This is a genomic window from Pseudomonas sp. GR 6-02 (assembly GCF_001655615.1).
Classification (GTDB): Bacteria; Pseudomonadota; Gammaproteobacteria; order Pseudomonadales; family Pseudomonadaceae; genus Aquipseudomonas.
Genome location: NZ_CP011567.1, coordinates 3,951,854 through 3,978,364 on the forward strand (window position 1 = coordinate 3,951,854; position 26,511 = coordinate 3,978,364).

Consider the following 26,511-nt stretch of genomic DNA (forward strand, 5'->3'; position numbering starts at 1 on the left):
GATCTTCGAGTGGTAGGTGATGAACACCATAGCAAGATCAAAAATTAGCAACTAGACGGCTAGCAGTGGTTGCTTTATAAACAAAATCTTATGAATGACTCTTCTCGCTGGAACAAAGATGAACCTGTTAGGGGCGATTGCTAGCTTTATCAAAGTGGTTGAAGCGGGCTCCATCGTGGGCGCGGCCAAAACCCTGGGCGTCAGTGCGGCAGCCATTAGCCAGACCCTAAATCGCTTGGAAACCCACCTGGGTACGCGCCTTCTCCAGCGCACCACGCGTAGCATGGCGTTAACCGAAAGCGGCATGGTGTACTACGAAAAAGTGAAACGTATAGCGCGTGATCTCGAATCGGCGCAAAGCGCGATCACCAGCGCGCAGACTCAACTCCAAGGGCGACTGTGCATCGCTTCTACCTCCGCTTTCGGGCGGCATGTGTTGGCGCCACTAATCGCCGGCTTCGCTGCACGTTACCCACGCCTGATACTTGAACTCTCAACCACAGATCGCAAAATTAATCATATTCAAGAAGGCATTGATCTGAGCCTGCGGATAAAACCACAACTAGAAGAGGGGATCGTCGCTCGCAAGATCGTTTCAGTCCCTTTTATCATCTGCGCGTCACCCATCTATTTGGAACGAGCCGGCTGGCCACGCGATCCTGAAGAACTCCAGCACCATGCCTGTCTACCGTTTCGCTACCCGCTAGACGGACGCTTTCTACGTTGGGGTTTTATCCGGGATGGGCAACGTTACGACGCTACTCTCAATGCGACCGCAATCAGCGACGATGTTGACGCTCTAGCCCAAATGGCCGTCCGTGGCGCGGGAATAACCCGTTTGGCGGAGTTCGTGGCGGCGCCCTTTATCGAAAGTGGCCAACTCGTTCCTCTGTTTGAACATCGCCACGCTTCAACTTATGCCTACGCTGAACCGCTCGATATTTATGTATGCGTCCAGGAACGCGCCGCCATCACACCCAAGGTCAAAGCTTTTATGAATTATTTGACTGAACATCTGGAAATGCGCTGGCCGATGGAAAATACCTTTACGGCGTCCTGATACGGTGCTTTGCCGCCTTTATAAATTCAATGGCCAAACTTTGCATCGGATAACAGTTACGAACTGCTGCTTGCCGGTGACTGCGGCCGATTGCAGCCTGATTCAACGGGCAGCTTCGGGTCGTATGCCGCCCTTCGCAATAAACCGCAATAGCCCAAAAGCAGTCAATTTCGCTCCATTTCGGCTACCCTCACAAAGCGCCACGCAGCAATCACCTTGTGCCAGGCGCCTCGACATTCTTCCGTAAATGCACCGGAGATCTTCCATGCTCAAGCGTACCCTGGCACTGGCCGTCGGCTTGTCCTTGTCTTTTTGCACCCTGCTGGCGCAAGCCGCCGAGACCCTGAAAGTCAGCGCGATTCCCGATGAAGCCCCGACCGAGCTGCTGCGCAAGTTCAAGCCGCTTGGCGCCTATCTGGAACAACAATTGGGCATGAAGGTCGAGTTCGTACCTGTAAGCGACTATCCGGCGGTGGTCGAGGCACTGGCTACCGATCGCATCGATCTGGCCTGGCTGGGCGGTTTCACGTTCGTGCAGGCACGCTTGAAAACCGGCAATGCCATCCCGCTGGTGCAGCGCGAACAGGACGCCCAATTCACCAGCAAATTCATCACCGCCGACCCTGCCGTCAAGTCCCTAGCCGATCTCAAGGGCAAGACCTTTGCCTTCGGCTCAGTGTCCTCCACTTCCGGCAGTCTGATGCCGCGCTATTTCATGCTCAAGGAAGGCATCAAGCCGGAGACCTACTTCAGTCGCGTCGGCTACTCCGGCGCCCATGACGCCACCGTTGCCTGGGTCCAGGCTGGCAAGGTCGACGCCGGAGTGCTCAACGCCAGCGTGTGGGAAAAACTGGTCGCCGCCGGCAAGGTCGATACCACCAAGGTCAAAGTGTTTTCGACCACCCCTGCGTACTTCGACTACAACTGGACGGTGCGCGGAACCCTCGACCCGGCGCTGGCGGCCAAGATAAAGGCTGCGTTCCTGGCGCTCGATCCGGCGAACCCGAGGGACAAGGAGATTCTGGACCTGCAGGCCGCCAGCCGCTTCATCGAAACCAAGCCTGAGAACTACAAGGGCATCGAGGAAGCCGCACGCGCCGCCGAACTGCTCAAATGACATTGCATCTGACCCAGGTCAGCCTTACCCACGCCAACGGTGTCCAGGCGCTGCGTGGCGTGGATCTGCACATCGGTGCACGCGAACAGGTCGCGATCATCGGCCCTTCCGGCGCGGGTAAGTCGAGCCTGCTCAACCTGCTGGCCACCGCCCTGCGACCGGGCAACGGCGAGCTGCAGGTGCTCGGCGAGCGTGTCTGGCAGCTTTCTGCCCGTCAGCGTCAGCGGCTGCGCGCGCGCATCGGTCTGATTCATCAGGCGCCTCCCCTGCCCCCGCGCCAGCGCGTGGTCACCGCAGTTCTGGCCGGCAAGCTGGGTCAGTGGGGTCTGGGCAAGAGCCTGCTGAACCTGCTGCATCCGCTGGATGTTCCGGGCGCACGCGCGGCATTGGCCAGGCTGGACCTGAGTGACAAGTTGTTCGCGCATTGCCAGCAACTGTCCGGCGGACAGCTACAGCGCGTGGGCATTGCCCGCGTGTTATATCAAGCGCCCGAGGTGTTGCTGGCCGATGAGCCGGTATCGGCCATGGACCCGGTGTTGGCCCAGCACACGCTTTCGGTGCTGTGCCGCCATGCCCGGGAGCAGAACGTCACCCTGGTCGCCAGCCTGCACGCGGTGGAGCTGGCCCTGGCGCACTTTTCGCGCATCATCGGCTTGCGTGATGGACAGATCCTGTTCGACCTTGCGGCCAGCGCCGTCGATCGCGAGCTGCTCGACAAGCTCTACGCCAATGAGCAGTTGCAGTCCTCGCCGATTCCTCCGGCTCCCTTGAGTGTGCAGATCCCCCGATGCTGACGTCTGACACCCGCGATCCGGCCGCCCTGCCCCGTCTGCTGCTCACCCTGCTGGCCCTTGCCTTGCTGTGGCCCGGCATCCGCTTCAGCGAGTTGGACCTCCGTGTGCTGGTGGCGAGTGACAGTCAGAGCGAGATGGGCCGGTTCGTGTCCGCCTTCTGGCCACCGGCCCATGGCGACGAGTTCATCCAGCTGTTGTTGCAAGCCACCCTGCAGACCCTGGCCATCGCCACGGCCGGCATGGCCCTGGCGTTGCTGTTGGCTGTTCCCGCCGGCCTGCTCGCCAGTCGTGCCCTGTCGCTGTCTGCTGCCTCCCGCGCTGGCCACCCGAGCTATTGGGGCCAACTGCTGCGTTGGCCCATACGCGGCTTGCTGATCTTCCTGCGCAGCGTGCCAGAAATTGTCTGGGCCCTGCTGTTCGTGCGCGCCGTCGGCCTCGGCCCGACAGCCGGGGTACTGGCCATTGCCATCACCTACAGCGGCATGTTGGGCAAGGTCTATGCGGAAATTTTCGAGTCGGTCGACCAGCGCCCGGTACACGCGCTACTGCAGTCCGGCAGTGGTCGGCTCGCCGCCTTTTGCTACGGAATCCTGCCCAATGTCGCTGCGGAACTGCTGTCGTACACGGTGTACCGCTGGGAATGCGCAATCCGCGCCTCAGTGGTGATGGGCTTCGTCGGTGCCGGCGGCCTGGGCCAGCAAATGGATTTGTCGTTGCGCATGTTCGCCGGCGGTGAAGTGGCCAGTCTGTTATTGACGTTCCTCGTCCTGGTGCTGCTCGCCGATCAACTCAGCCGTCTGCTGCGCTGGAGGCTGACATGAATCGCCTGTTCAACCTGGCACTGCTCCTGTGCATCGGCGCAGCGGTCATCGCCTCGTTCAACTACCTGGGCATCGACCTCGGCGAGCTCGGCGGCGCCGGCAACCTGAAGCAGATGGGCGCGTATGCGCAGCGTTTTCTCAGCCCGGACCTGAGCTCGGGCCATCTACAAGCCATCGGCCACGGCGCCCTGGAAACCCTGGCCATGTCGGCCCTGGGCACCCTGCTCGCGGCGGTGTTCGGCCTGTTATTGGCATTGCCCGCAGCCGGGCGCTACGGCTGGCCTTTGCAGAGCGCGTCACGCCTGGTGCTCAACGCCTTGCGCGCGGTGCCGGAACTGGTATGGGCCGCACTGATGGTCCTGGCCGCCGGGCTCGGCCCCAACGCCGGCACCCTGGCCCTGGCCCTGCACACCACCGGCGTGCTCGGCCGGTTGTTCGCCGAAGCACTGGAAAACACCCCTCCGGAACCGGCCGACGCGATCCGTTTGCAGGGCGCCAATGCCGTATGGGCTTTCTGTTACGGCACCCTGCCCAACCTGTTGCCACAGCTACTGGCCTACGTCCTGTACCGCTGGGAAAACAACATCCGCATGGCCAGTGTGCTCGGCTTCGTCGGCGCCGGTGGTTTGGGGCAAATGCTCTATGTCAGCCTCAGCCTGTTCCAGGAAGCTCAAGCCAGCACGGTTATTCTGGCGATGCTGTTATTGGTCTTGGCCGTCGATACATTGAGTAGCTGGAGCCGTCAGCGTTGGGTCAAGGCTTGAGCCAGGAAAGTCAGCGCCCTTAACCCCACACTTTGTTACCGCATACCCCAGCCGAGTGTAAAAGCCTGCTTAGGTAACAGCCTCGCAGGCTACCTCTCCCCAGCGTTCACCTGCCTGCCAAGCCCATCCCAGAGCGCTGCACGCGCTTTCTCAAACGCCCAATCGGCGAATTGGCCGGGTGATTGCATATGCTTGTCTGTACAAGTACTTGCGTGTGCATAGGACATTTCGCAGCGCAGTACACGCGCTCTTGCGGCACAAGCGCTTTCGATGGTCCCTGGGAATAAAATAATGAAAAAAGCATTTCTCACTCTTTCTGCATTGGCTTTGTGTATAGCTGCCGGTTCTGCGCTGGCCAAGGAGTACAAGGAGTTGCGCTTTGGCGTCGACCCCTCATATGCGCCGTTCGAATCCAAGGCCGCCGACGGCGGCTTGGTGGGCTTCGATATCGACCTGGGCAACGCGATCTGCGCGGAGCTGAAGGTCAAGTGCAAGTGGGTTGAAAGCGACTTCGACGGCATGATTCCCGGCCTCAAGGCCAACAAGTTCGATGGCGTGATCTCTTCCATGACCGTCACGCCGGCGCGTGAGAAAGTCATCGATTTCTCGAACGAGCTGTTCTCTGGCCCGACCGCGCTGGTATTCAAGAAAGGCGCGGCCATCGGCATCGATCCGGCCTCCCTCAAGGGCAAGAAAATCGGCTACGAGCAAGGCTCCATCCAGGAAGCCTACGCCAAGGCCGTGCTGGACAAGGCCGGGGTAGAGACCCAGGCCTACGCCAACCAGGACCAGGTGTACGCCGACTTGATCTCCGGACGCCTCGATGCCTCGATCCAGGACATGCTGCAAGCCGAACTGGGCTTCCTGAAGTCGCCACCAGGCGCCGACTTCCAAGTCAGCGAGCCGGTCGAAAATCCCCTCCTTCCAGCCAAGACCGCCGTGGGTCTCGCCAAAGGCAACGTCGAGCTCCAGGCCTTGCTGAACAAAGGTATCAAGGCACTGCACGACAATGGCACCTATGCGGCCGTCCAGCAGAAGCACTTTGGCGATCTGAATCTCTACAGCGACAAATAATGACCCTGCGCCCATTTCCGGATGGGCTCTTCTTTGATTGACGTAGGGCTGCTCAATGTTAGAAAACCTATTGCAGATTCTTGGGCTGTCAGACTTTAGCCTCAAGGGTTTCGGCCCGCTGTTGCTGCAAGGCTCCTGGATGACGGTCAAATTATCCTTTCTTTGCTTGCTGGTGAGCGTTGGCCTGGGCCTGATCGGCGCCAGCGCCAAGCTTTCGAAATCGGCACTGCTGCGCGTCCCTGCGCAGGCCTACACCACGCTGATTCGCGGGGTGCCGGACCTGGTGCTGATGCTGCTGATCTTCTACAGCCTGCAAACCTGGCTGTCCTCGTTTACCGACTTCATGGAATGGGAATACGTCGAGATCAACCCCTTTAGCGCCGGGGTCATTACCCTGGGCTTCATCTACGGGGCTTATTTCACCGAAACCTTCCGTGGCGCCATCCTTGCCGTACCGCGAGGGCAGATGGAAGCGGCTACCGCCTACGGCCTGACCCGCGCCCAGCGCTTCCGCCTGGTGGTCTTCCCGCAAATGATGCGTTTTGCCCTGCCGGGCATCGGTAATAACTGGATGGTGATCCTCAAGGCCACCGCGCTGGTGTCGATCATCGGCCTGGCCGATCTGGTCAAGGTGGCCCAGGACGCGGGCAAGAGCACCTATCAGTTGTTCTTCTTCCTGATTCTGGCCGCCTTGATCTATCTGGCGATCACCACCGTTTCGAACTACGTCTTGCGCCGGATGGAAATCTTCTACGCCGCAGGCACCCGGGAGGCCGTGCGATGATCGAGCTACTGCAGGAATACTGGAAACCTTTCCTGTTCCAGGACGGCAATCACATCACCGGGCTGGCCATGACCCTTTGGCTGCTCAGTGCTTCGATCTTCTTCGGCTTCGTGATGTCGATCCCGCTGTCGATTGCCCGGGTCTCGAGCAATGTCTGGGTGCGCTGGCCGGTGCAGTTCTACACCTACCTGTTTCGCGGTACACCGCTCTATATTCAGCTGCTGATCTGTTACACCGGCATTTACAGCCTGGCCGCGGTGCGGGCTCAGCCAGTACTGGATGCGTTCTTTCGCGACGCGATGAACTGCACCATCCTCGCCTTCGCCCTGAACACCTGCGCCTACACCACGGAGATCTTCGCCGGGGCGATTCGCAGCATGAACCACGGTGAAGTCGAAGCGGCCAAAGCCTACGGGCTGACCGGCTGGAAGCTGTACACCTACGTGATCATGCCCTCCGCCCTGCGTCGCTCGCTGCCTTACTACAGCAACGAAGTGATTCTGATGCTGCACTCGACCACCGTAGCTTTCACCGCGACCATCCCGGACATCCTGAAAGTCGCGCGGGACGCCAACTCGGCGACCTTCCTGACCTTCCAATCGTTCGGCCTCGCCGCGTTGATCTACCTGGCAGTCACGTTCTCCCTGGTCGGCCTGTTCCGCCTGGCTGAACGCCGTTGGTTGTCTTTCCTCGGCCCGGCTCACTAATTCAGGATGCTTGTTCATGTACAAACTGACCGTTGAAAACCTGCACAAAAGTTACGGCAACCATGAAGTCCTCAAGGGCGTTTCGCTGAACGCCAGGACCGGCGATGTGATCAGCCTGATCGGCGCCAGTGGTTCGGGCAAGAGCACCTTTCTGCGTTGCATCAACTTCCTGGAAACACCCAACGACGGCGCCATGAGTCTGGACAACCAGCCGATTCGAATGGTCCATGACCGCCACGGCATGCGCGTGGCCGACGCCAACGAACTGCAACGCATCCGCACTCGCCTGGCGATGGTGTTCCAGCACTTCAACCTGTGGAGCCACATGACGGTGCTGGAAAACATCACCATGGCTCCACGCCGGGTACTGGGTGTCAGCAAGAAGGACGCAGAGGATCGCGCCCGGCGCTACCTGGACAAGGTAGGTTTGCCGGCACGGGTTGCTGATCAATACCCGGCGTTTCTCTCGGGTGGTCAGCAGCAACGGGTCGCCATTGCCCGTGCCCTGAGCATGGAACCGGAGATCATGCTGTTCGACGAGCCGACGTCAGCCCTGGACCCGGAACTGGTGGGCGAAGTGCTCAAGGTGATCCAGGGGCTGGCCGAAGAAGGCCGCACCATGATCATGGTGACCCACGAAATGAGCTTTGCGCGAAAAGTGTCGAACCAGGTGCTGTTCCTGCACCAGGGGCGGGTCGAAGAGCAAGGTGCGCCCGAGGACGTATTGGGCAACCCCAAGAGCGAGCGCCTGCAGCAATTCCTCAGCGGCAACCTGAAGTAACCGGAGCGCCTTCGAGCGACCGCTGGGTTGCTCGAAGGCGCTGGCTCAACCGGATAGTCCACCCCTCCCTGAGCCGCTGGACTCATTCTTCCTGCAGCCCTGCCATACTGTTCAGCATGACCCGTGCAACTTTCCGCTTCTACGAGGAGCTCAACGATTTCCTGCCGGCCGAGCGACGGCGGCAGTCCTTCACTTGCGAGTGCGCGCGAGGGGCGACGGTCAAGCACATGATCGAGGCGCTCGGGATACCGCACACCGAGGTCGAGATGGTGCTGCTCAACGGCGAGTCGGTGGGCTTCGAGCGGGTGATCTTCGACGGTGACCGGTTGGCGGTGTATCCCAAGTTCGAAGCGCTGGACATCAGTCCGTTGCTCAAGGTTCGTACGCAACCTTTACGGGTGCTGCGCTTCGTCGCTGATGCGCACCTTGGCGGATTGGCCAGTCTGCTGCGCATGAGCGGCTTCGACACCCTCTACGACAATGGCTTCGACGATGCCGAGATCGCCGAAATCGCCGCGCAGCAAGGACGCATCGTGCTAACCCGCGACCGCGAACTGCTCAAGCGGCGGATCATCAGCCACGGCTGTTACGTGCATGCCCTGAAACCGTCGCTGCAGCTGCGCGAATTGTACGAGCGCCTCGACCTGGCGCGTAGCGCGCGCCCCTTCAGCCTGTGCCTCCATTGCAACCTGCCGCTACACGAGATCAGCCCGGAACTGGCCCGGCCGCAAGTGCCGCCACGCGTTGGCGTCCTCTATTCGCACTTCCTGCGCTGTGACGCCTGCCAACGGATTTACTGGGAGGGCTCGCACTGGCGCGGCATGTGTGCGCTGTTGGCACCTCTGCTGGACCGATAGTCGAGCGCATCGGCTCGGTTGCATGGTCAGGGACAACTGGCTTTTGCATCAGATGGATAACGGCCAGAAGCAGTCCTTCGAATGACAGTCAGCGCTGAGAATGAACGGCTTTGCTCGAACGAAAGACCAGGTAACTTGCCACCACCAGCACCCATGCAGCAATACCGCCATACAGCATCACCCAGCCAAACCCATGCGCCAAAGCTGCGTTGGCGACATCGACCGGAATCGTGATCCCTTGGCCAGTCGGCACCAACACGGCAGAGTTGCCGGCCGAAATATTCTCCGCCAGCCATCTCAGTTGCCCATCATCGGGCGAGCCAGACAACTGGTTGCGCAGGGAAGACAGGATACCTTCCACCAAGATGAATCCCATCAGCGCGATATTGATTGCAAGGCTGATCATGCGAGCGCTGATATCGATGCCCGATGCCATGCCGGCACGTTCACTGGGCACCGATCCGGTGGTGGTATTGGTCACAGGTGTATTGGTCAGCCCCAGTCCGATTCCGGCGATCAGACAGCCTGGAAGCATCGTCAGCCAGCTGGCGTGCGCGACACTGCTGCCCCATTTCATCAGCAGGAACCCCAATCCTATGGTGAACAAACCTGCGGGAATCACCACGTCAGGTCGATAGCGCAGCGCCAGCCGTTCACCTAACGGGGGAACAACCAGCGTCGGCAGCGTATAGGCCAGCAGTGCCAGACCGGTGCCGACACTGGCGTAGCCCAGGCTATTTTGAAAGTACAGCGGCAGGTAAATCATGAACGGCCAGAAGCTGAAGTTCATGCCTGCCGACCCTAGCAAGGCACCCGAGAAGCGACGGATGCGCAATACCGAGAAGTCGAACATCGGATCGACATAGCGTCGCTGCGCAACGACAAAGACGATAAAGCTGAGCATTGCCACAACCAGACAAGTGATGGCCGAACCGCTGGAGAAACCCTCCCCCGCGCCCTGGGTGATGAACCAGGAAAGGCCAAACACTGCCAGTGACAGCGAAATAATGCCCAACACATCCAGCCTGCGACGCTGCGGATCACGTGACTCATCGACACCGGCGATCACCAGCACCAGCGCGAGCACGGCAATGGGCGCATGCACCAGAAACACCCATTCCCAACTCGACAACGCCACGATAACGGCGCCGATTATCGGGCCAAACCCCAAACCGATACCGAACACGATTCCCCAGGCACTGAACGCTTTTCCGCGCGCAACTCCCGACTGGAACCGGTGAGACAGCACGGCCACCTGACAGATCAGCATGGCACCACCGGACATACCTTGCAGGAAACGGTTTGCGATCAACACACTGGCGCTTTGTGCCCATCCACAGCCCAGTGAGGTAATGCCGAAAAGCACCAGGCTGATGACAAACACTCGCTTGCGCCCATACCGATCCGCCAATGTGCCGGTGGCCATCAGCACCGTGGTGCAGGCGATGGTGTAGGCATTCATGATCCACTGCATATCTTTGAAATCGCTGTGCAGAACCGATTCAAGAGTCGGCAGGATTGCCGGCACGCTCGAGATTTCCAAGCCGAACATCAGCGACGCCAGGCACACGGCGGCGATGGTGAAAATATCCTTTTGCGAAGAAGAGAACTGCATCGTGATCTTCCAGATCAAGTTGATGGGCACTGGCAAGACCGCTCTGAACGCCGTCAGGAGTAGAGACGCGATAGCCTCGCCAGCGTCACCCGGCACAAGTCCAAGTGACCGGCCGCATTCTGGAAGCAATTAAAAAATGACAGAAATGATTTAATTTCGTAGGTTTTATTAATATTCGTCATGAGTTGACTTAATGGACTTCGACCCAGCTCTGTTGCGTGCTTTTGTCGCGATCAAGGACACCGGTAGTTTCACTCGTGCCGCAGAGCGGCTGCATTTGAGCCAGTCAGCGATCAGTCATCAGATCCGGCGTTTGGAAGAACAGGTCGGTACCACGCTATTGGTACGCACTACCCGACGTTTGACACTGACGGAAGATGGTGAAGATTTTCTGCGCCATGCCGAACAAATCCTCAGAGCACAAGACGCCCTCTCCCGACGTTTCGAAGCGTCGTCGGTATTCGGGGCCGTGCGCTTCGGTGTGCCAGAAAACTTTATCGGCGACGGCCTGCCGCCGTTACTGACTCGGTTCGCCAGACAATTTCCCGCCGTACGCCTGGATGTAACCGTCGGCACCTACCTCGATCTGCGCGCACTGGTTGATGCCGACGGGCTCGATCTGGCCGTGGTCATGGCATTGCCGGGCAGCCAGGCCGGCGGTACCGTGCTGCGCGAAACCCGGTTTGTCTGGGCCGCTGCGCAGAATTTCGAATTTACCGGCGATGCCCCTTTGCCACTGGCGTTTGCCCCAGCACCCTGCTTGCACCGCCAGGTGGCCGTAGATGCGTTGGAGAGTTCCACCGTAGATTGGCGGGTCGCCTTTACCTCTCCAAGTCAACAAGGACTGAGAGCGGCGGTATTGGCGGGACTTACCGTCACCGCTCTACCGCTGGGCGATCTAGAGCCTGGCATGGTGGTCATTGACGGCCAACATGGCCTGCCACCGCTGCTGGATGCTGATTTCAGACTGATATGGAGTGTCACGGGAAAGACGCCCGCGGCCAATGCATTTGGACAACTGCTGGTGGAGATGTCTGAGTTGCCATCGATCTAGAACAAACTGACTACCATTGGCATTTCAGGTAAGTGCCCTGCTCTTAGAACACTCATTTGCGTAATGAACACCGTCCACAGGACTCGCGAGGAAACACATGATTGATGGTTCCGCCGTTTTGACGGTCTTTTTGGTCTACTTGGCCGGTGTCGTTATCCCTGGGCCAAATTTCGTTGCAGTGGTCCATAAAGCGGTAGCTGCTACACGGTCAGAAGCTCTGGCCTTGGTAGCAGGCATCGTACTGGTCAATTTGTTCTGGTCCACCTGTGCAATTGCAGGTCTCGGGGTTGTATTTGCTGCGCTCCCTTGGGCTGCGCTTGTTGTAAAAGTTCTGGGCGCCGCCTACCTGATGTGGTTCGGATTCCGACTGCTGATCAACGCGGGGAAGAATGCGCTTGGCCCGCTAAATGATTCCGTCGCCGGTAGTTGCCGGCAGTCCTTCATTCAGGGGGTGGTTACCAACATCGGCAACCCCAAGTCCATGGCCTTCTATGCCGCTGTTTTTTCAGCAGCAGCCCCCGCCCACGTTTCACCAGGCACGTTTTTGTCGATGCTGGCAGTTGTCGTGGTGATTTCAATGACCTGGTATGGAATGGTTGCAATCACTCTTTCGCAACCCAAGATTGCGTCCGCGTATCAAGGGAGGAAAAAAGCTATCGATCGACTGTGCGGCGGTTTGATTTTGTCTCTGGGGGGCCGCCAGTTGGTTTAGCAATCCCACGATTGATTCGCACTTCCTGCGCTGCGACGCCCGCCAACGGATTTACTGGGAGGTTCGCACTGGCGCGGCACTGCTGGCACCTCTGCAGGACCGATAGCCGGCTGCGTTGTCAGGGAAAACTGGCTTTTGCATCAGGTAGATAACGGCCAATAGCTGCCTGTCGTCACAAGCCGAAATCGCCCCATAGCGGCCGTTTGCGGACAGTGGCTCACAGTCATGAGGAGTCTATCCGGCAGAAGCGACCGGGGATTTTCATCACTAGCAAACCAGGATAGGTGCGCCGCGTCCAACAGCTTGGTTAATAGGATGACCTCTTTCGTGCCTAAGGTCCTGCCAGCATCGCCGCCAGCAAGCTCGCAAGAAGTTGCGACCTTTTATCGAGCGAGGCGATCACGCTAATCGTCCTGCCGAATTCAAGGACGGAATTGCCCGCTAATACATACTGTGCTTGTAGACGTTAAACAAACAGAAGAGCAATACCACGCAGGCAGGATGAACAAGACACCATGTGGTTGCTGGGCCAGCCGACTGAAGACCGACGTAGTCGTCCTTGTCGGCTGCTGAACTAAAATGGGCGGGATATCCACTCTTTTTTGGACGAGGATGCCTGTAATCACTTAGCGGGAGACACGCATTCGCTACCCACCGCAGGTCAATGGAGCAGACGTGCAGGTGAGACGATATTGGGCGCCGCTGCTACCCGACTGAGCAATTCCAACCGGGCAACCTCGAATTTATTCCATATCACCCGATCGGCAAACTTGGGTAGCGAGATGGCTTCTCCAGAATCAAAATCCTCTAGCGCGGCATCCACAATGGCCACTGCGCTTTGATATTGGATCTGCTGTGAACCTGCATACAAAATTGCTTGAACTCGTACTGCGACTTTATTGAAATGCTGCCGCAGCGCGTGGGATAGCGAGAGTAAAAAAGCGCTGTTCGCCGACTCAATGGCAGCACCGGAACTCGCCTCGAACACGGGCACCAGATTGATAACCGTTCCGGCGCCCCTCTTTACGAAACCATTTGCCAATGCGTAGAACAAGCGTACGGGAGCAGTGATCCCCAAGGCGATTGTGGCCCCTATCTCATTTTCCTCAGTGATGTCGTGATGGTTGATGAGCAATGTGATACTGGCGTCCTGGCTTAACAAGGCCTCGATGCGGACAACTTCGGCGGACACTGCCAAATCAGCATTCAGCACTTCCACCGATCGTCCGCTGGAGTCAGTGAGCGCTGCAGCAAGCGTCATTAATTGCGGCCGATCCACCGCAATTAAAATCAAGTCGTAGCCCCGCTGAGTCAGTCGGTGGGCGAAAGCTATGCCTATTGCTGTACCAGCGCCGGTTATAACGGCCGTGCCTTTATGAGTCATGCGGTTTGCTCCAAAGGCGGTGCATGAAATAGGGCCAGAGTATTGAACGCCCGTATGTCGGTAAAGGCCGTAAAACCATCATTTTCGGCCTTGGTCTGGTCAAGTTTATGGCCGAAAATATTGGCGTTCCGAAGTTTCTCGTACCTCAGTATCGGCCTTACTGAATTTATCCGGCGCAAAACGCTAACCCCCTCGAAATCGCGGTTCTGCTTGCAGTCCCGCGATTTTCGCGCATGCTAACGTTTCGCCTGTCACCAGACATCCATGCCTCAAGCCAGTGTTCAACTGGGCGAACGGGAGTTTTTATGCAAAGTGTGGCGTTAATCGTACGGCCCGATTTTCAAGTGATGAGCCTTGCCGCGCTTTCAGCTTTCGAGTTTGCCAACCTGGCCGCGGGTGAAAAACTCTACGACATCAGTGTGCTATCCGAGCATGGTGGCTTGGTCGCCAGCTCCCTGTTCACGTCGGTTGATACTCAGCAGTTCAACAAGACTGATTTCGATACTGTCTTGATCAGCGGTGCAATGGATCGCAGTTCGGCGTCGGACGGTATTCACTCATTTCTGGTTGAAGCCAATGCACATTCACGGCGGGTAGGCGCTTTGTGCGTCGGTGCTTTCGCGCTTGCCGAGTCCAGATTGCTCGATGGACGTCGAGCCACAGTGCACTGGGCTCGCGCCAAGGAAATGCGCGATAGATTCCCCGCAATTAAAGTAGAAGAAGATCGCATCTTCATCATCGATGGCAAGATCTGGACCTCGGCAGGCATGACCGCTGCGCTCGATTTAACCATCGGTATGGTCGAGAAGGATTACGGTGCCGCGCTGGCCCGGACCGTCTCGCAGCGGCTGGTGCTATACCATCGCCGCGCGGGTGGGCAGTCCCAGCATTCGGCGATGCTGGAACTGAGTCCGAGCTCCGACCGCATTCAGCAATCGCTGGACTTTGCTCGAAAAAACCTGCGTCGCGACCTTTCCGTAGAAGACCTGGCGGATGCGGCGTGCCTGAGTCCTCGGCAATTCAGTCGAAGCTTTCGCGAGCAAACCGGAAGCTCCCCCGCCAAGGCCATTGAGAATCTACGTCTGGAGGCCGCCCGATTGATGATCGAACAGGGGCGACTAACGCTTGAAGCGGTGGCCTCGGAGACCGGCTTTGGCGACCGTGAGCGTATGCGTCGGGCCTTCCTGCGCGTATATGGTCAATCCCCGCAATCGTTGCGCCGGACCTTCGGTTCCAACGCTGAGGTATAAGCTTCTATTTTTTCGCAGCAGAATAACGGCGGCCATTGGCCGCCGTTATTCATTCTTGGAACACTACTTTTAGAGCGTGTAGATTATTTAATTTAAAGGTTGAAGTTGCGGTGCAGGTCGGCGGCCGGATGTGTAGGCCAAGGCCAAGGCCGTTGCTGCGCAGAGGGCACTGACAAAGCCAAGGTTGGCCAATGAGCTGTAGTGCAATGTCAGAGAGCCGAGACCCGCAGCCAGTGAGAAACCGAGGTACATGAAGGAGGCGTTGAGCGACAACACCACTGGCGCGCTCGCAACGCCGGCCACGCCGACCAGCGTGGTTTGCTGTGCAGGATAAAAAGCCCAGTGCGCCACGCCCCAGGCAGCGATGGCGAGGACTATCGGCACAATTACAAACTGTCTGCCGATAAAGTGCGGCGCCAGCGACAGGACGACGAATGCGGTAGTGGATGTCGCCAACGCTGGCAGGATCACTGCGCGCGGACCTCTTCGGTCTACCGCCCGGCCGCTGATGGCCAGGCCGATTGCGGCTGAAACACCCCAGCCAAATAGCACGAAACCTATTGCCGGGCCATTTATAAGGGTGGTGGCCTCCAAAAGCGGAGCGAGATAGGTGTAAGTGGTGTAGCTCGCCATCGCCCACAACGTAGTGATCAGCAACGTATGCAATACCGCAGGCTGAGCCGCAGTTGAAATTCGCTGGCGCAGGCTGGCAGTAGCGAGTCCGGTTCCTATCTCGCGTGGAAGGCCTATCAGCAAACCGGCAACGGCCAACGCGGCAATGATCGCGACGCTGCCGAACGTGGCGCGCCAACCCATTGCCGCCCCCAGTACCGTGCCCGCCGGAACTCCCAGGGCAATGGCAAGCGACAGGCCACCGTTGACGATAGCGATGGCGCGGCCACGCTGTTCGGGCGGCACGACCACGCTGGCCAGTGCGTTCGCACCGGGTACATACACTGCCGCCGCGAGTGCCAGCACCACTCTCGCGGCCATCAACGACCAATAGCCACTGGCCGTGAAGGCCAGCAGATTGGCCAGCGCAAATATCGCCATGGCACCGATCAGCAGCCTGCGCCGGTTCAGGTTCCCGGTCAGCGCAGCCAGCACTGGAGAGCTCAGTGCATAGGCCAGAGCAAATACCGTGACCAACTGACCCGCCGTGGCAACGCTAACGCCAAGATCCTTCGCCATTCCGGGAAGCAAGCCCGCGATCATGAAGCTTTCGGTACCGACGGCAAACGTGCCTAAGGCCAGCCAATACAGCGGCCGGTTGCTTTTGATGAATTGGGTTGAGTTCATGGTATTCCAGCTGTGAAAAAGTGATGGCGCCCTGTAGATCGCGTGTACACATAAAAAAGCCCCCGCGAGGGGGCTTCGTTTGGTCTCTGCGCTAAAGCAACTCGAGCTTGGCGAAAGACGTTACGCAATCGCTTCTTCTTTATAGAACTCGTAGTCGGTGTAACCCACCTCGGTACCGCCAAAAAAGGTCGGACGATCATAAGCGTTCAGTGGCAGATTGTGACGCAGACGCTCCGGCAAATCCGGGTTGGCGATGAAGTGGCGACCGAAGGCCACCAGGTCGGCGTCGCCCGCCTGAATGATGGCCTCGGCGGATTCGCCGTTGAAGCCACCGGCAGCAATGATCACGCCTTTGTAGTGTTTGCGCATCAGTTGGGCTGCGACCGGCGCCGGGTCGGCATTCTCGTCCTCGATGTTGCCCAGGATGCGCGGCTCGATCAGGTGCATGTAAGCCAGGTTCAGCGGCGCCAGCCGTTGTGCGACGTAGGTAAACAGGCCTTCTGGATCGCTGTCCCCCATGTCACCCCAGGTGCCGCTCGGGCCAACACGTACGGCCACACGGTCACTGCCCCACACCGAAATCAGCGCGTTGGTCACTTCCAGCAGGAAGCGAGCGCGGTTTTCGAACGAGCCGCCGTAAATGTCGGTGCGCTTGTTGCTGTTGTCCTGCAGGAACTGGTCGATCAAATAGCCGTTGGCGCCATGCAGTTCCACGCCGTCAAAACCGGCTTTCACGCCGCGCTCGGCAGCGCTGCGGAAGTTTTCTACCAGATCTGCGATCTCTTCGATGGTCAGCGCGCGGTTCGGGGTATTGGGTACCCAACCTTCGGTAGTGTAAGCAACGCCGCCGTGCAGGACTTCCGATGGGCCGACGGGGATGCTGCCTGCAGGCTGCACGTCGACATTGGATTGGCGACCCGCATGATAAAGCTGCAGAAAGATCTTGCCGCCTTTAGCGTGCACGGCGTCAGTGACGTGTTTCCAGCCCACGATCTGGCTGTCGTCGAACAGGCCTGGTGCGCCGAGATAGCCGTTGCCGTTTGGCGCGGCGATGGTGGCTTCACCGATCAGGAAACCGCCTTCGGAAGTGCGCTGGGCGTAGTACTCGGCCATCAGGGCGCCAGGACGAGCGCCATCTTCGGCACGCATGCGGGTCAGCGGTGCCAATACAATGCGGTGGGCGAAGGTGAACCGCCCGACTTTAACTGGGGAATGAAGTTTGGACATGGTTGCCTCGATTGAAGTGTATGTGTAGAGCCATTGGATATCTGCCCGGGTCGATAGCCATGTGGGCTTTCGGGGTTGGGGCGCTTGGCATCAGTAAAGGTGATTTTCCGGAGTGAATAAATGGGCCGCGTTTCCCATCACTTCGGACTTTTTGGCTGTAATGCTGGCGATCATGGAGATCGAACTGTCGATGTCCGGATAACGGCGCCCGCACTCATGCAAGCGCCGTAGGGTGCTCACTGGGCGTAGAGTGCCAATAGCTGAGCATTGAACTCAGTGACAAAGGCGTGTTCATCCGCCCCCGCATTAGCGCGCAATGGCTTCGCCCGCTCGACCAGAATTTCCACCGCGTCCGTGCCCAGCACCGCTATCGTCTCGGAAATAAACTCATCCAATGGCATCGCCAGTTCCGCTTCGGAGCTATCCATCAGCTCGGTACGTACCCATGGCGGCGCGATTTCCAGCACCTTGACCGAGGTATCGCGCAGCATGAAGCGCTGGGACAGTGCATAAGAGTGCAGCGCGGCCTTGGTGGCGCTGTACACCGCCGTCAGCGCCATGGGCACGAAACCGAGGACTGAAGAGGTGTACGCCACATAGGCGTCATCGGCCTTCTTGAGGTGCTCGATCAGCGCCGAAGTCATGCGGATGGGGCCCATCAAATTGGTGGTAATGGTCGACGCCAGCAATTCGTCATCCACTTGGCCGGCGGCAGTGTCCGGCAACATGATCCCGGCGTTATTGATCAGCACATTGAGTTGCGGGAATTCGTTGATCAACTGTTTCGCGACCGCGGTAATACTGGCTGGATCGGTGATATCCAATTCGACCGCGTGCATGCCCGGGTTGGCCGCAACGACGGCTTCCAGATGGCCCTTGCGCCGACCTGAGATAATTACCTGGTTTCCCAGCTTGTGCAGTGCTTCGGCCAGCCCACGGCCGATGCCAGAGCCGCCGCCGGTTATAAAGATGGTGTTTTGAGTGAGTTTCATGGGTGAGTCCTCTGAGATTACAGAAATGCAAAGCGTGAACAATGGAGGGAAAATATCGGTTACTTGGCAGCGCGAATGATCAGGTCGGCGACAGCCGCAGGTTTGGAAATCATTGAGCAATGGCCCGCATCGACATGGCCGCTGACGGCGCCAATCTTCTTCACCATCAGCTCTTGAAGTGCCGGTGCTATGGCGTTATCAAGGGTCGCCACCAGATACCAGCTGGGCTTGTCCTGCCAGGCGGCTTGAGTGAGTGGTGCGGTGAGTGCCGCTACAGCGGTCGGACGCTGGTTTTCAAACAGCTGACGCTTCTCCTGCGCACTCACATCCTGAGCAAAGCCTTCATGGACACCCTCGTAAGTGAGGCTCGACGAGCCCGCCTGATCTATGCGGATCTCGGCACTCATCAGCGACGGCTCGGCCAACGCAGTCAGCCCCAAAGCTGATTCGCCAATGTCAGGGGTAAAGGCGTTGATATAGACGAGGCCTGCCACCTTGGCGTGAACACCTGCCTCGCTGATGACCGCACCGCCATAGGAATGGCCCACCAGCAACACCGGTCCTGGAGCGGCGGCGATGGCCTGGGACACGACGTCGGCATCTGCTGCCAGCGACGTCAGCGGCAGGTTGACCGTGGTCGTACTCAGGCCGGCGGCTTCGATCAAGGCGCGCGATTTGTTCCAGCTGGTGCTGTCGGCCCAGGCACCGTGTACAAGAATGACGTGTTCGATAGTGCTCATGCCTTCTCCTGATTTCGGGTAGACGGGCGGGTTGCCCGTGCTGTGAATTCAGGGTCTATGCTAGGCGCGAGCTAAGAAGCAGATGGGTCGAAATACCGACGTTTCGGGACATCTCACTGGCTGCAGGATTGGCATACTCTGCAGAGAGTGCAGCCAGCATTAAGGCAACTTTCTGCACAGTGATCACCCTTGGTTTGAATGATCACCTGCAGGTGGCTTTATCCCTTGTCGATTGGGCCATCAGTTCAGGTTCATGAAGGTTACCGGCACCCATGAATAGCCTGTGTCTTCCTTGCGCAGGCGCCCAAAGCCAGGGAACGGCATATGAGCACCACCGACCAGGGTTTTGTCCTCTGCCAACTTCACGAAAAGGTCTTCGCGGGTCTTGATTGCGGTCGGTCCGTCAGCGTCGAACGCGATACCCACTTCGGGATGTGGCATTTGCACAGCGACGACGTGGGCAACGTCGCCCCAGATCAGCAGCGATTGGCCCTTGGACGAAACCCTGTAGCCCACATGCCCAGGCGTATGCCCCGGGATGGCAATGGGAGTAATGCCCGACACGATTTCATCCATGCCCTGCAATGGCTTCCATTTGCCAGCCGCCAGATAAGGCGCAGCAGCAGCCTGGGCAATTTGGAAGAATATTTTTGCGCCCTCCGGCGCTTTTTCCGCAATGTCCTTCGAAAGCCAGAAGTCACTCTCGGTCTTCATCATGGAAATCTGTGCCTTCGAGAACGCGCGCTGGCCTTTGGAGTCGTAGATTCCGCCAATGTGGTCGGCGTGCATATGGGTCAGCAACACCAGGTCGATTTGTGCGGGTTTGTAGCCAGCAGCCTTCAGGTTGTCAGTGAGCTTGCCAAGTGACGGCCCTCCCCAATGACCTCCGGTGCCCGTGTCGATGAGGATGAGTTTTGAACCCGTATTAATGAGATAGCCCGTTACCGAACCGGACACCTTTTGCGGATCATCGAAAAACGATCGCAGCAGCAGCGACTGGATGAGAGCCGGGTCGCCGCTGAGTAGCGATGAATCAATACTGATGCCGCCATCGAAGAGTGCGGTGACCTCGAAATCGCCCATCATCATGCGATAGAAGCCCGGGACTTGCTTCTGTTGCATAGGCGCTGCGGCCTGAACCGGCTCGACTGCGAAAAGTCCTCCGCCGATAGCCAGCGTTACTGCAAAGACGGCGCGAGAAGCTAGCGTGGAGAGTTTCATTCCCATTCCTTTTCGTTGGTAGAGGAGCACTGCAAAGGGACGAAGCCAACCGGCAACTCCCACTAGCGACCTACGGTACTGGCTGTTGATCTTAGTTCAGCATTCGAGAGGTCGTATTGAAAACGCGGCCAACGCCAACGCCAACGCCAACGCCTCGCTCCCTATTACTTCCCTTTCCAATTTCCCCGCCCGCCTCTACTCTGCCTTAACTCTTTCCCAGCACCGAGCACACCTCAAATGATGGACAGCCTCAGCGGCATCACGGCCTTCATTCAAGTCGCCGAAACCCGCAGCTTTACCGAAGCCGGTCGCTTGCTGGAGATCTCCTCCTCCGCCGTAGGCAAGAGCGTGGCGCGCATGGAAGAACGCCTGGGGGTGCGGCTGTTCCATCGCAGCACCCGCAGTGTCACCCTGACCACCGAAGGCGAGCTGTTCCTGGACCGCTGCAAACGCATCCTCAGCGAAGTGGAAGCGGCAGAAATGGAATTGCTGGAACTGTCCGCCACCCCGCGCGGCAAGGTGCGCATCAGCGTGCCGATCCAGAACGTGTTGATCATGCCGGTACTGGCTGGGTTCATGCGTGCCTACCCGGACATCGAGCTGGACGTGGACATGTCCGACCGCATGGTGGACGTGATCGAGGAAGGGTTCGACGCGGTGATCCGCACGGGCGCACCGCAGGATTCGCGGCTGATGGCGCGCAAGCTGGGGGGTTATCAATTGCAGTTGGTGGCATCGCCAGCGTATCTGGAGCGTCATGGTGATCCGACACACCCGGACGATTTGATCCGCCACGTGTGCCTGCTGCACAAGTTTCCGGCCACCGGGATGATCGAGCGTTGGCCGCTGCGCGTCGACGATACGCACATTGAGCCGAACCTGACGCGGGCATTGACCTGCACCACGATGGACCCGCTGACGTACCTGGCGATCGATGGGGTGGGGATTGCCTGCCTACCGGATTTTTCAATCCGTCAGCCGTTGGCCGATGGCAGGCTGAAAGTGGTGTTGGCGGACTACACCGACCACACCGGCAACCTGTGGATGCTCTGGCCTGCGTCGAAGCAGACCGCACCAAGGTTGCGAGTGTTGATCGATTTTTTCAAAGACAACATCTTGAAGGTTTGAATCAGCGTTGCAGTGCCTCGGCAATCGGCGCTTTGCCGAGACCGAAACTGAGCATCACCGCCAAACCGAACACACCGATGGCGGCGCCCAGCCACAACGCTGAAGACACGCCGGCGTGATCAACCATCAAGCCGCCAAACAGCGAACCCGAAGCAATCGCCACCTGAAACGTGGTCACCAACATGGCGGAACTGGCTTCCGGCAATTGCGGCGACGTCAGTTGCATCCAACTGCTCACGCCCAGCGGAATTGCGCCGTAGGCAACACCCCACACCAGCACCGCCAACGTCACGCCCCACCCCTGCAACCCGGGCAAGGCCAATTGCGCGATCACCATCAGCAACACCACGGCGCCCAGCGACGCACGCAAGTGCGTGGTGATGCTACCGGCCATGGCGAAGTTCGCCAACATGCCGACTAGGCCAAAGCCCAACAGAATCGAAGTGATCGCACTCGGCGAGAAACCCGCGTCATGCCCAAGGAACGGCGCAATGTAGGTGTACGCCGTGAAATGCGCCGCCACCACCGTACCGAGCAACAGCATGCTGCGGCGGGCATTGCTGCGTGACACAAATGCCACGAGCGCGCGCCACTTCAAGCCTTCACTGGAAGGCAATGACGGCAAGGTCAACGCTTGCGCAATCAGCGCCAGCAACGCGAGCCCTGCGGTCACGGCAAACGACATCCGCCACGAAAACAGCGTGCTGACAAACGTACCAAACGGCACACCGAACACCGTCGCCAAGGTAATCCCGGCAAAGATCAGTGCCGTCGCTTTCGCCGCTTTTGACTCGCTGACCAACCGCCCGGCAGCCGCAATCGCCACCGCCCAGAAACCACCCAGCGCCACCCCCAACAAGCCGCGCCCCAACAACATGATCGGCAATGACGGTGCCACCGCCGAAACGACGTTGGACGCCACCAGCAACAGGGTCAACAGCAGCAACAGGTGTCGCCGATTCATGCGCCCCGCGCCCAGCATGATCGCCGGCGCCGATACTGCCGCTACCATGCCCGGCACGGTCACCATCAACCCGGCCACACCATCGGTGATGCCCAGGCTATTGGCAATTTGCGGCAGGACGCCGACAGGCAGGTATTCGGTGGTGACAAAGGCAAAAGCACCCAGGGCCACCGCGTACACCGACAGCCAGTCGCGCCAGGAGGACGGCTCCGCTGGCGTGAGCGCAGCGGTGGCCGGTGATGCAGACAGATCGTTCATGGCAAAGCTCCACAGTAATGAGTGGCGCCATGCTAGGTATCTGATCACTGCGGAAAAACAGTGCGCAGCTCCGATCACTGCGGATCAATCGCTCCGCAATCGAACAGGCGTGCCGCCATTAGCGCCTTTCCTGTCCGCAGTGTTCGGCCCTTTGGCCGGTTTTTCCGCGGGGCTGCGCTCCCTAGACTTCACCTCGTCAGCCAAACCCTACGAGGACATTCCCATGACAACTGCACACTCCCCTATTCGCGTCGGCATCATCGGCGTTGGCAACTGGGCTCGCCACGGCCATCTGCGCGTGCTGAACCTGTTGCCGCAATATCACCTGCAAGCGGTGTACAGCGAACGCCGTGAACGCGCCGAAGCCGCGGCCAGCGAGTACGCCATCAGCCATGTCGCCGACTCGGTCGACGCGTTGGTCAACAACCCTGAAGTCGATCTGGTCGTGGTGCTCAACACCGCCCCGCAACACGAAAAAACCGTGCGCGCCGCCATCGCTGCCGGCAAAGACGTCTACTGCGAATGGCCGTTGACCACCACCACCGCAGACTCCGAACAATTGCTGCACCTGGCCAAAGACGCCGGCGTGCGTCACATCGTCGGCCTGCAACGCCGCCACGCGCCGCACAACCGCTACCTGCAAGACCTGCTGCAACAAGGCTACGTCGGCAAGGTGCGCTCCGTGCGGATGCACGTCAGCATGAATTACTTCCAGGCCCTGCGCCCCAACGCCCTGCGCTGGACCGCCCCCGAGGAAAACTTCTCCAGCGTCATTGCCATCTACGCCGGACACTTCCTCGACATGCTCTTCACCGCCACCGGCTGGCCAGTAAGTGTCTCGGGGTTGATGGTCAACCAGTTCCCGAAAGTGACGATCAAGGAAACCGGCGAAGTGCTCGACAGTACCGCCCCCGACCAGCTCGTACTCAGCGGCATGCTCGAAGACGGCGGCGTCATTTCGATCCACATCGAAGGCGGCAAACGCAACGGCTCGGGTGTGCAGATCGACATCACCGGCGACCAGGGCGACCTGAAAATCACCAACCGTTCGGCGTTTGGCGATGTCGGCGACGACTATGTCGTCGAGGGCGCGCATGGCGATAACCTGACGCTGGAAGTGTTGCCCGTGCCTGAGAATTATCAGCGCCTGCCGGCCTCGTCATTGCCGTCAGCCGTGCTTGAACTGGCAGAGCTCTATCACGTGTATGCGCAGGATGTTGCCGAAGGCACCCATGCGGCGGCGACGTTCAACGATGCATTGCGCCTGCATCAGTTGCTGGATGCGGCAAAGAGCGGGACTCAAACTCTCCTGAAACGGATCGTGTGACGACTCATGCTTGTGAAATACCTCGATATTGAACTATCGAGTATGAAACCTCGTTAGCGCAGCCGGGGCGGACACATGCCCGCCCCGAAGCGCCATTTAATCTCAGAGGCCATTATTGGATCGTCGCAGCCCGCCCTTTTACTCAATTGAATCCGGGAAACGTGCGCCGAACATCGGTAGGCCGCTGGCAGAACTGACTGTGGTGGCCTCGTCCTGGAGCACGTCCCAGTGTTCAACCAGAATGCCATTTTCGAGACGCACGATGTCTACTGCGATGAGCGCAGTCGGACTACCGTTTCCAGAGAAACGGCCATGAACCATCACTTTGTCATCCTCTGCCATTATTACGCTGGGTTCATACATCAGTGTATTGGGCAGACTTTTGATCAAGTCAAATAAACCCTGACGTGCTGGAGGGATAAGCGCACTGTGCTGAATATAGTCCGCAGACCAATACTCCTCGGCTGCATCGTAGTCACGTTGATTGAATAAAGCGTCGAAGGCTTTAAGTACGATAGATTTGTTTTTTACTTCAATATTCATAGTTGCTCCTGATTGTATGTTGAGACTTGGGGAAATAGAACGCAGGCCATGCGAGTCCTAATGGACAGTTACAACGATAGGGTTGGCCTCTAGAGCGCTTTCAAATTCCGTCAAGTCCGATTGTGAAAGGGCGAACAAAGGACAACGCATCAGAGTTCCGCACGCTGAAGGCAATACATCCTAGCCCTGAGGATTTAACCGTATAAGCCGAAAAACCGACATTTCATGCCAAACCGTTCCCCCTGACCGAGGACCTTCTATACGTATGTCGTCGTTGTTAAGCATGAGGAGCAAAAAAACGCCTGAAATCTCGATGATTTGCAGAAACATTAACGGGGAGATCACACTGCGACATTTCCGCGTTCGTAGCCCGCTATCGGACAACCTTTGCTGCCAGCCAAGGGTCGATTTTTCAGGACTTCGCGACAAGCAGGAAATCGGCCAGAAGCAGCCATTCGCGAAGGGCCGCTATGGGTCGATTCTGTTGAAAAAGTAGCTCCCCTATTTGGCCTGCGGCAAAATTGCTGCATTGGCCAGCAGGGAAGCACGCAGCATGATGGGACAGTTATCGAGTGGGCAGGAGCGACTGTTTTACTCGTTCAACCTTGAAGATCACATCCCAGCCAATCACCTTTTGTGCAGCATTGATCAGTGTCTCGATCTAAGCGACCTGCGCCATTACCTCGCCGATTTCTACAGCCCGATTGGGCGTCCGTCGATTGATCCCGAACTGATGATTCGCATGCTGATCGTGGGTTATTGCTACGGTATTCGCTCCGAGAGACGGCTGTGCGAAGAGGCTCACTTGAACCTGGCGTATCGTTGGTTCTGCCGGTTGAGCCTTGAAGATGAAGTCCCTAATCACTCGACCTTTTCCAAAAATCGACATGGCCGCTTTCGGGACAGTGATCTGTTTCGCTGGTTGTTCAATGAAGTGCTGCGTCGCTGCATGGACGCAGGTCTGGTCAAGGGTGAAGGATTTGCCGTGGATGCCAGCATCATCAAAGCGGATGCGAGTCGGCAGCGCGGTGTACCAGGTGATGAACCGGTCAACTGGAGCGATCCGGCCCTGAGTACCCGCGCCGTGCGTGAGTACCTTGAAGCTCTCGATGAAGAGGCTCTGGCCGAAACGCTACCGAAGCGCCTGTCGCTGACGGATCCTCAAGCCCGCTGGACCGCAGCTCCAGGTGGGCCAGCGTTCTACGCTTACTCCACGAATTATCTGATCGATACCGAGCACGGCGTGATCATGGATGTGGAACCCACACCGGCTCATCGAACGGCGGAGGTTGAGAGCACCAAGACGATGATCGAACGAGTCGAAGCGCAATTCGACATCAAGCCGGAACGCCTCATCGGCGATACCGCGTACGGCACTGCGCCGATGTTGGCCTGGATGGTGGAGGAAAAAGACATCGAGCCGCATGTGCCGGTGTGGGACAAAACCGAGCGCAAGAACGACAGTTTCTCGAACAGCGATTTCCACTGGAATGAAGAGACTGAGGAATACCGCTGTCCGGCCGGCAACGCATTGCGCAGCGAATGGCGAGCCTTCAAGAATGAGCGTTCACACGTCACCAAGGCCAACACCATCATCTTCCGATCCCGGCAGGCCGACTGCGTTGAATGTCCGATGAAAGCCCAATGCTGCCCGAACACTGCGTTCCGTAAGATCGCTCGCAGCGTCCATGAAGCCGCGCGTGATGTGGCTCGGCAAATCGCAACGACACCTGCGTATGTGCGCTCTCGCCACGAACGTAAAAAGGTCGAAATGTTGTTTGCCCACCTCAAGCGCATCCTGAAATTGGATCGCCTGCGCCTACGTGGCATGAGTGGCGCGACTGATGAATTCACGCTGGCCGCTGCGGTGCAGAACCTGCGACGTCTGGCCAAATTTACCTCTCAAGGGCCACCGGTCACGGGATAGGTGCGTCTGCACGAAACAAAAACCCTAAAACCAACCCAATAACCGAGCGGCAAAGCTCAACGAAGGGCCGAAAAACCACTCAATGCGGTGAGTAGGTTCTCCAGTGCTGGT

At 58.4% G+C, this 26,511-nt stretch carries 25 protein-coding genes and 1 pseudogene; 17 read left to right on the forward strand and 9 right to left on the reverse strand.

Annotation, left to right across the window (positions count from 1 at the left end):
* The first annotated feature begins 118 nt into the window (after window positions 1–118).
* From PGR6_RS17355 to PGR6_RS17400, 10 genes are all read left to right on the forward strand, one after another.
* Window positions 119–1,060, forward strand: a complete 942-nt coding sequence (locus tag PGR6_RS17355; protein ID WP_018925644.1) for a LysR family transcriptional regulator — start codon at window positions 119–121, stop codon at window positions 1,058–1,060.
* A gap of 265 nt (window positions 1,061–1,325) precedes the next feature.
* The gene (locus tag PGR6_RS17360) at window positions 1,326–2,177 is read left to right on the forward strand and encodes a putative selenate ABC transporter substrate-binding protein (protein WP_018925643.1); all 852 of its coding nucleotides are present in this window, start codon (window positions 1,326–1,328) and stop codon (window positions 2,175–2,177) included.
* Window positions 2,174–2,971 carry a phosphonate ABC transporter ATP-binding protein gene (locus tag PGR6_RS17365; RefSeq protein WP_019648578.1) on the forward strand — a complete coding sequence of 266 codons (798 nt, stop codon included), beginning with the start codon at window positions 2,174–2,176 and terminating at the stop codon, window positions 2,969–2,971. Before PGR6_RS17360 ends, PGR6_RS17365 begins: the two co-directional genes overlap by 4 nt.
* Window positions 2,965–3,792: a phosphonate ABC transporter, permease protein PhnE gene (gene phnE, locus PGR6_RS17370; RefSeq protein WP_018925641.1), complete on the forward strand. Its 828-nt coding sequence runs from the start codon at window positions 2,965–2,967 to the stop codon at window positions 3,790–3,792. Before PGR6_RS17365 ends, phnE (PGR6_RS17370) begins: the two co-directional genes overlap by 7 nt.
* Window positions 3,789–4,556, forward strand: coding sequence for a phosphonate ABC transporter, permease protein PhnE (gene phnE, locus PGR6_RS17375; RefSeq protein WP_064618594.1), 768 nt, complete (start codon window positions 3,789–3,791; stop codon window positions 4,554–4,556). Before phnE (PGR6_RS17370) ends, phnE (PGR6_RS17375) begins: the two co-directional genes overlap by 4 nt.
* 291 nt (window positions 4,557–4,847) lie before the next feature.
* Window positions 4,848–5,630 (forward strand): transporter substrate-binding domain-containing protein, encoded by a 783-nt coding sequence (locus tag PGR6_RS17380; protein ID WP_064618595.1) that lies wholly within the window; start codon window positions 4,848–4,850, stop codon window positions 5,628–5,630.
* A gap of 55 nt (window positions 5,631–5,685) precedes the next feature.
* Window positions 5,686–6,414, forward strand: coding sequence for an ABC transporter permease (locus PGR6_RS17385; RefSeq protein ID WP_064618596.1), 729 nt, complete (start codon window positions 5,686–5,688; stop codon window positions 6,412–6,414).
* Window positions 6,411–7,121 (forward strand): ABC transporter permease, encoded by a 711-nt coding sequence (locus PGR6_RS17390; RefSeq protein ID WP_064618600.1) that lies wholly within the window; start codon window positions 6,411–6,413, stop codon window positions 7,119–7,121. The genes PGR6_RS17385 and PGR6_RS17390 overlap by 4 nt, the downstream gene beginning before the upstream one ends.
* A 16-nt stretch (window positions 7,122–7,137) precedes the next feature.
* Complete coding sequence (locus PGR6_RS17395; RefSeq protein WP_018925636.1) at window positions 7,138–7,902, forward strand: ABC transporter ATP-binding protein; 765 nt, start codon at window positions 7,138–7,140, stop codon at window positions 7,900–7,902.
* 116 nt (window positions 7,903–8,018) lie between these two features.
* Complete coding sequence (locus PGR6_RS17400; RefSeq protein WP_018925635.1) at window positions 8,019–8,759, forward strand: Mut7-C RNAse domain-containing protein; 741 nt, start codon at window positions 8,019–8,021, stop codon at window positions 8,757–8,759.
* 88 nt (window positions 8,760–8,847) lie between these two features.
* Here the strand turns inward: PGR6_RS17400 and PGR6_RS17405 are convergent, their stop codons facing one another.
* Complete coding sequence (locus tag PGR6_RS17405; protein WP_064618602.1) at window positions 8,848–10,374, reverse strand: MFS transporter; 1,527 nt, start codon at window positions 10,372–10,374, stop codon at window positions 8,848–8,850.
* Between the two features lie 193 nt (window positions 10,375–10,567).
* Between PGR6_RS17405 and PGR6_RS17410 the strand changes: the two genes are divergently transcribed.
* From PGR6_RS17410 to PGR6_RS30595, 3 genes and pseudogenes are all read left to right on the forward strand, one after another.
* Window positions 10,568–11,428, forward strand: a complete 861-nt coding sequence (locus PGR6_RS17410) for a LysR family transcriptional regulator (RefSeq protein WP_064618604.1) — start codon at window positions 10,568–10,570, stop codon at window positions 11,426–11,428.
* Window positions 11,429–11,525: 97 nt separating this feature from the next.
* Window positions 11,526–12,140: a LysE family translocator gene (locus tag PGR6_RS17415; RefSeq protein WP_064618606.1), complete on the forward strand. Its 615-nt coding sequence runs from the start codon at window positions 11,526–11,528 to the stop codon at window positions 12,138–12,140.
* 16 nt (window positions 12,141–12,156) lie between these two features.
* Window positions 12,157–12,246 (forward strand): annotated as a pseudogene (locus PGR6_RS30595) (Mut7-C RNAse domain-containing protein); the annotation flags it as partial.
* Window positions 12,247–12,801: 555 nt separating this feature from the next.
* Here PGR6_RS30595 and PGR6_RS17420 read toward each other — a convergent pair.
* On the reverse strand, window positions 12,802–13,524 hold the full coding sequence (locus PGR6_RS17420; RefSeq protein WP_064618608.1) for an SDR family NAD(P)-dependent oxidoreductase: 723 nt from the start codon (window positions 13,522–13,524) through the stop codon (window positions 12,802–12,804).
* Window positions 13,525–13,829: 305 nt separating this feature from the next.
* Here PGR6_RS17420 and PGR6_RS17425 point away from each other — a divergent pair, with 305 nt between their 5' ends.
* Window positions 13,830–14,774: a GlxA family transcriptional regulator gene (locus PGR6_RS17425; protein ID WP_064618610.1), complete on the forward strand. Its 945-nt coding sequence runs from the start codon at window positions 13,830–13,832 to the stop codon at window positions 14,772–14,774.
* 87 nt (window positions 14,775–14,861) lie between these two features.
* Here the strand turns inward: PGR6_RS17425 and PGR6_RS17430 are convergent, their stop codons facing one another.
* The 5 genes from PGR6_RS17430 to PGR6_RS17450 all read right to left on the reverse strand — a co-directional run bounded on the left by PGR6_RS17430 (window position 14,862) and on the right by PGR6_RS17450 (window position 20,253).
* Entirely contained in the window at window positions 14,862–16,073 is a 1,212-nt protein-coding gene (locus PGR6_RS17430; RefSeq protein ID WP_064618617.1) for an MFS transporter, read from the reverse strand.
* Between the two features lie 120 nt (window positions 16,074–16,193).
* On the reverse strand, window positions 16,194–17,300 hold the full coding sequence (locus tag PGR6_RS17435) for an alkene reductase (protein ID WP_064618618.1): 1,107 nt from the start codon (window positions 17,298–17,300) through the stop codon (window positions 16,194–16,196).
* A gap of 236 nt (window positions 17,301–17,536) precedes the next feature.
* Entirely contained in the window at window positions 17,537–18,292 is a 756-nt protein-coding gene (locus PGR6_RS17440) for an SDR family oxidoreductase (protein ID WP_064618619.1), read from the reverse strand.
* A gap of 59 nt (window positions 18,293–18,351) precedes the next feature.
* On the reverse strand, window positions 18,352–19,032 hold the full coding sequence (locus PGR6_RS17445) for an alpha/beta hydrolase (protein ID WP_064618621.1): 681 nt from the start codon (window positions 19,030–19,032) through the stop codon (window positions 18,352–18,354).
* A gap of 240 nt (window positions 19,033–19,272) precedes the next feature.
* On the reverse strand, window positions 19,273–20,253 hold the full coding sequence (locus PGR6_RS17450; RefSeq protein WP_064618623.1) for an MBL fold metallo-hydrolase: 981 nt from the start codon (window positions 20,251–20,253) through the stop codon (window positions 19,273–19,275).
* Window positions 20,254–20,493: 240 nt separating this feature from the next.
* Between PGR6_RS17450 and PGR6_RS17455 the strand changes: the two genes are divergently transcribed.
* Entirely contained in the window at window positions 20,494–21,381 is an 888-nt protein-coding gene (locus PGR6_RS17455) for a LysR family transcriptional regulator (protein ID WP_064118371.1), read from the forward strand.
* Window position 21,382: 1 nt separating this feature from the next.
* Here the strand turns inward: PGR6_RS17455 and PGR6_RS17460 are convergent, their stop codons facing one another.
* The gene (locus PGR6_RS17460; protein WP_064618627.1) at window positions 21,383–22,603 is read right to left on the reverse strand and encodes an MFS transporter; all 1,221 of its coding nucleotides are present in this window, start codon (window positions 22,601–22,603) and stop codon (window positions 21,383–21,385) included.
* Window positions 22,604–22,826: 223 nt separating this feature from the next.
* On the opposite strand from PGR6_RS17460, the gene PGR6_RS17465 reads away from it, so the two are divergent.
* The gene (locus PGR6_RS17465; RefSeq protein WP_064618628.1) at window positions 22,827–23,930 is read left to right on the forward strand and encodes a Gfo/Idh/MocA family protein; all 1,104 of its coding nucleotides are present in this window, start codon (window positions 22,827–22,829) and stop codon (window positions 23,928–23,930) included.
* A gap of 138 nt (window positions 23,931–24,068) precedes the next feature.
* Here PGR6_RS17465 and PGR6_RS17470 read toward each other — a convergent pair whose 3' ends face one another.
* On the reverse strand, window positions 24,069–24,473 hold the full coding sequence (locus PGR6_RS17470; RefSeq protein ID WP_064618631.1) for a nuclear transport factor 2 family protein: 405 nt from the start codon (window positions 24,471–24,473) through the stop codon (window positions 24,069–24,071).
* A gap of 553 nt (window positions 24,474–25,026) precedes the next feature.
* Here PGR6_RS17470 and PGR6_RS17480 point away from each other — a divergent pair.
* Window positions 25,027–26,400 carry an IS1182 family transposase gene (locus PGR6_RS17480; protein WP_064618635.1) on the forward strand — a complete coding sequence of 458 codons (1,374 nt, stop codon included), beginning with the start codon at window positions 25,027–25,029 and terminating at the stop codon, window positions 26,398–26,400.
* Window positions 26,401–26,511: the final 111 nt, after the last annotated feature.

Coding starts and splice junctions, on each gene's coding strand:
- PGR6_RS17435 (WP_064618618.1), bottom strand. CDS start 17,300: ATGTCCAAACTTCATTCCCCAGTTAAAGTCGGGCGGTTCACCTTCGCC.
- PGR6_RS17385 (WP_064618596.1), top strand. CDS start 5,686: ATGTTAGAAAACCTATTGCAGATTCTTGGGCTGTCAGACTTTAGCCTC.
- phnE (WP_064618594.1), top strand. CDS start 3,789: ATGAATCGCCTGTTCAACCTGGCACTGCTCCTGTGCATCGGCGCAGCG.
- PGR6_RS17440 (WP_064618619.1), bottom strand. CDS start 18,292: ATGAAACTCACTCAAAACACCATCTTTATAACCGGCGGCGGCTCTGGC.
- PGR6_RS17395 (WP_018925636.1), top strand. CDS start 7,138: ATGTACAAACTGACCGTTGAAAACCTGCACAAAAGTTACGGCAACCAT.
- PGR6_RS17430 (WP_064618617.1), bottom strand. CDS start 16,073: ATGAACTCAACCCAATTCATCAAAAGCAACCGGCCGCTGTATTGGCTG.
- PGR6_RS17420 (WP_064618608.1), bottom strand. CDS start 13,524: ATGACTCATAAAGGCACGGCCGTTATAACCGGCGCTGGTACAGCAATA.
- PGR6_RS17410 (WP_064618604.1), top strand. CDS start 10,568: ATGGACTTCGACCCAGCTCTGTTGCGTGCTTTTGTCGCGATCAAGGAC.
- PGR6_RS17450 (WP_064618623.1), bottom strand. CDS start 20,253: ATGAAACTCTCCACGCTAGCTTCTCGCGCCGTCTTTGCAGTAACGCTG.
- PGR6_RS17355 (WP_018925644.1), top strand. CDS start 119: ATGAACCTGTTAGGGGCGATTGCTAGCTTTATCAAAGTGGTTGAAGCG.
- PGR6_RS17365 (WP_019648578.1), top strand. CDS start 2,174: ATGACATTGCATCTGACCCAGGTCAGCCTTACCCACGCCAACGGTGTC.
- PGR6_RS17415 (WP_064618606.1), top strand. CDS start 11,526: ATGATTGATGGTTCCGCCGTTTTGACGGTCTTTTTGGTCTACTTGGCC.
- PGR6_RS17460 (WP_064618627.1), bottom strand. CDS start 22,603: ATGAACGATCTGTCTGCATCACCGGCCACCGCTGCGCTCACGCCAGCG.
- PGR6_RS17380 (WP_064618595.1), top strand. CDS start 4,848: ATGAAAAAAGCATTTCTCACTCTTTCTGCATTGGCTTTGTGTATAGCT.
- PGR6_RS17390 (WP_064618600.1), top strand. CDS start 6,411: ATGATCGAGCTACTGCAGGAATACTGGAAACCTTTCCTGTTCCAGGAC.
- PGR6_RS17465 (WP_064618628.1), top strand. CDS start 22,827: ATGACAACTGCACACTCCCCTATTCGCGTCGGCATCATCGGCGTTGGC.
- PGR6_RS17470 (WP_064618631.1), bottom strand. CDS start 24,473: ATGAATATTGAAGTAAAAAACAAATCTATCGTACTTAAAGCCTTCGAC.
- PGR6_RS17480 (WP_064618635.1), top strand. CDS start 25,027: ATGATGGGACAGTTATCGAGTGGGCAGGAGCGACTGTTTTACTCGTTC.
- PGR6_RS17445 (WP_064618621.1), bottom strand. CDS start 19,032: ATGAGCACTATCGAACACGTCATTCTTGTACACGGTGCCTGGGCCGAC.
- PGR6_RS17400 (WP_018925635.1), top strand. CDS start 8,019: ATGACCCGTGCAACTTTCCGCTTCTACGAGGAGCTCAACGATTTCCTG.
- PGR6_RS17360 (WP_018925643.1), top strand. CDS start 1,326: ATGCTCAAGCGTACCCTGGCACTGGCCGTCGGCTTGTCCTTGTCTTTT.
- phnE (WP_018925641.1), top strand. CDS start 2,965: ATGCTGACGTCTGACACCCGCGATCCGGCCGCCCTGCCCCGTCTGCTG.
- PGR6_RS17455 (WP_064118371.1), top strand. CDS start 20,494: ATGGACAGCCTCAGCGGCATCACGGCCTTCATTCAAGTCGCCGAAACC.
- PGR6_RS17405 (WP_064618602.1), bottom strand. CDS start 10,374: ATGCAGTTCTCTTCTTCGCAAAAGGATATTTTCACCATCGCCGCCGTG.
- PGR6_RS17425 (WP_064618610.1), top strand. CDS start 13,830: ATGCAAAGTGTGGCGTTAATCGTACGGCCCGATTTTCAAGTGATGAGC.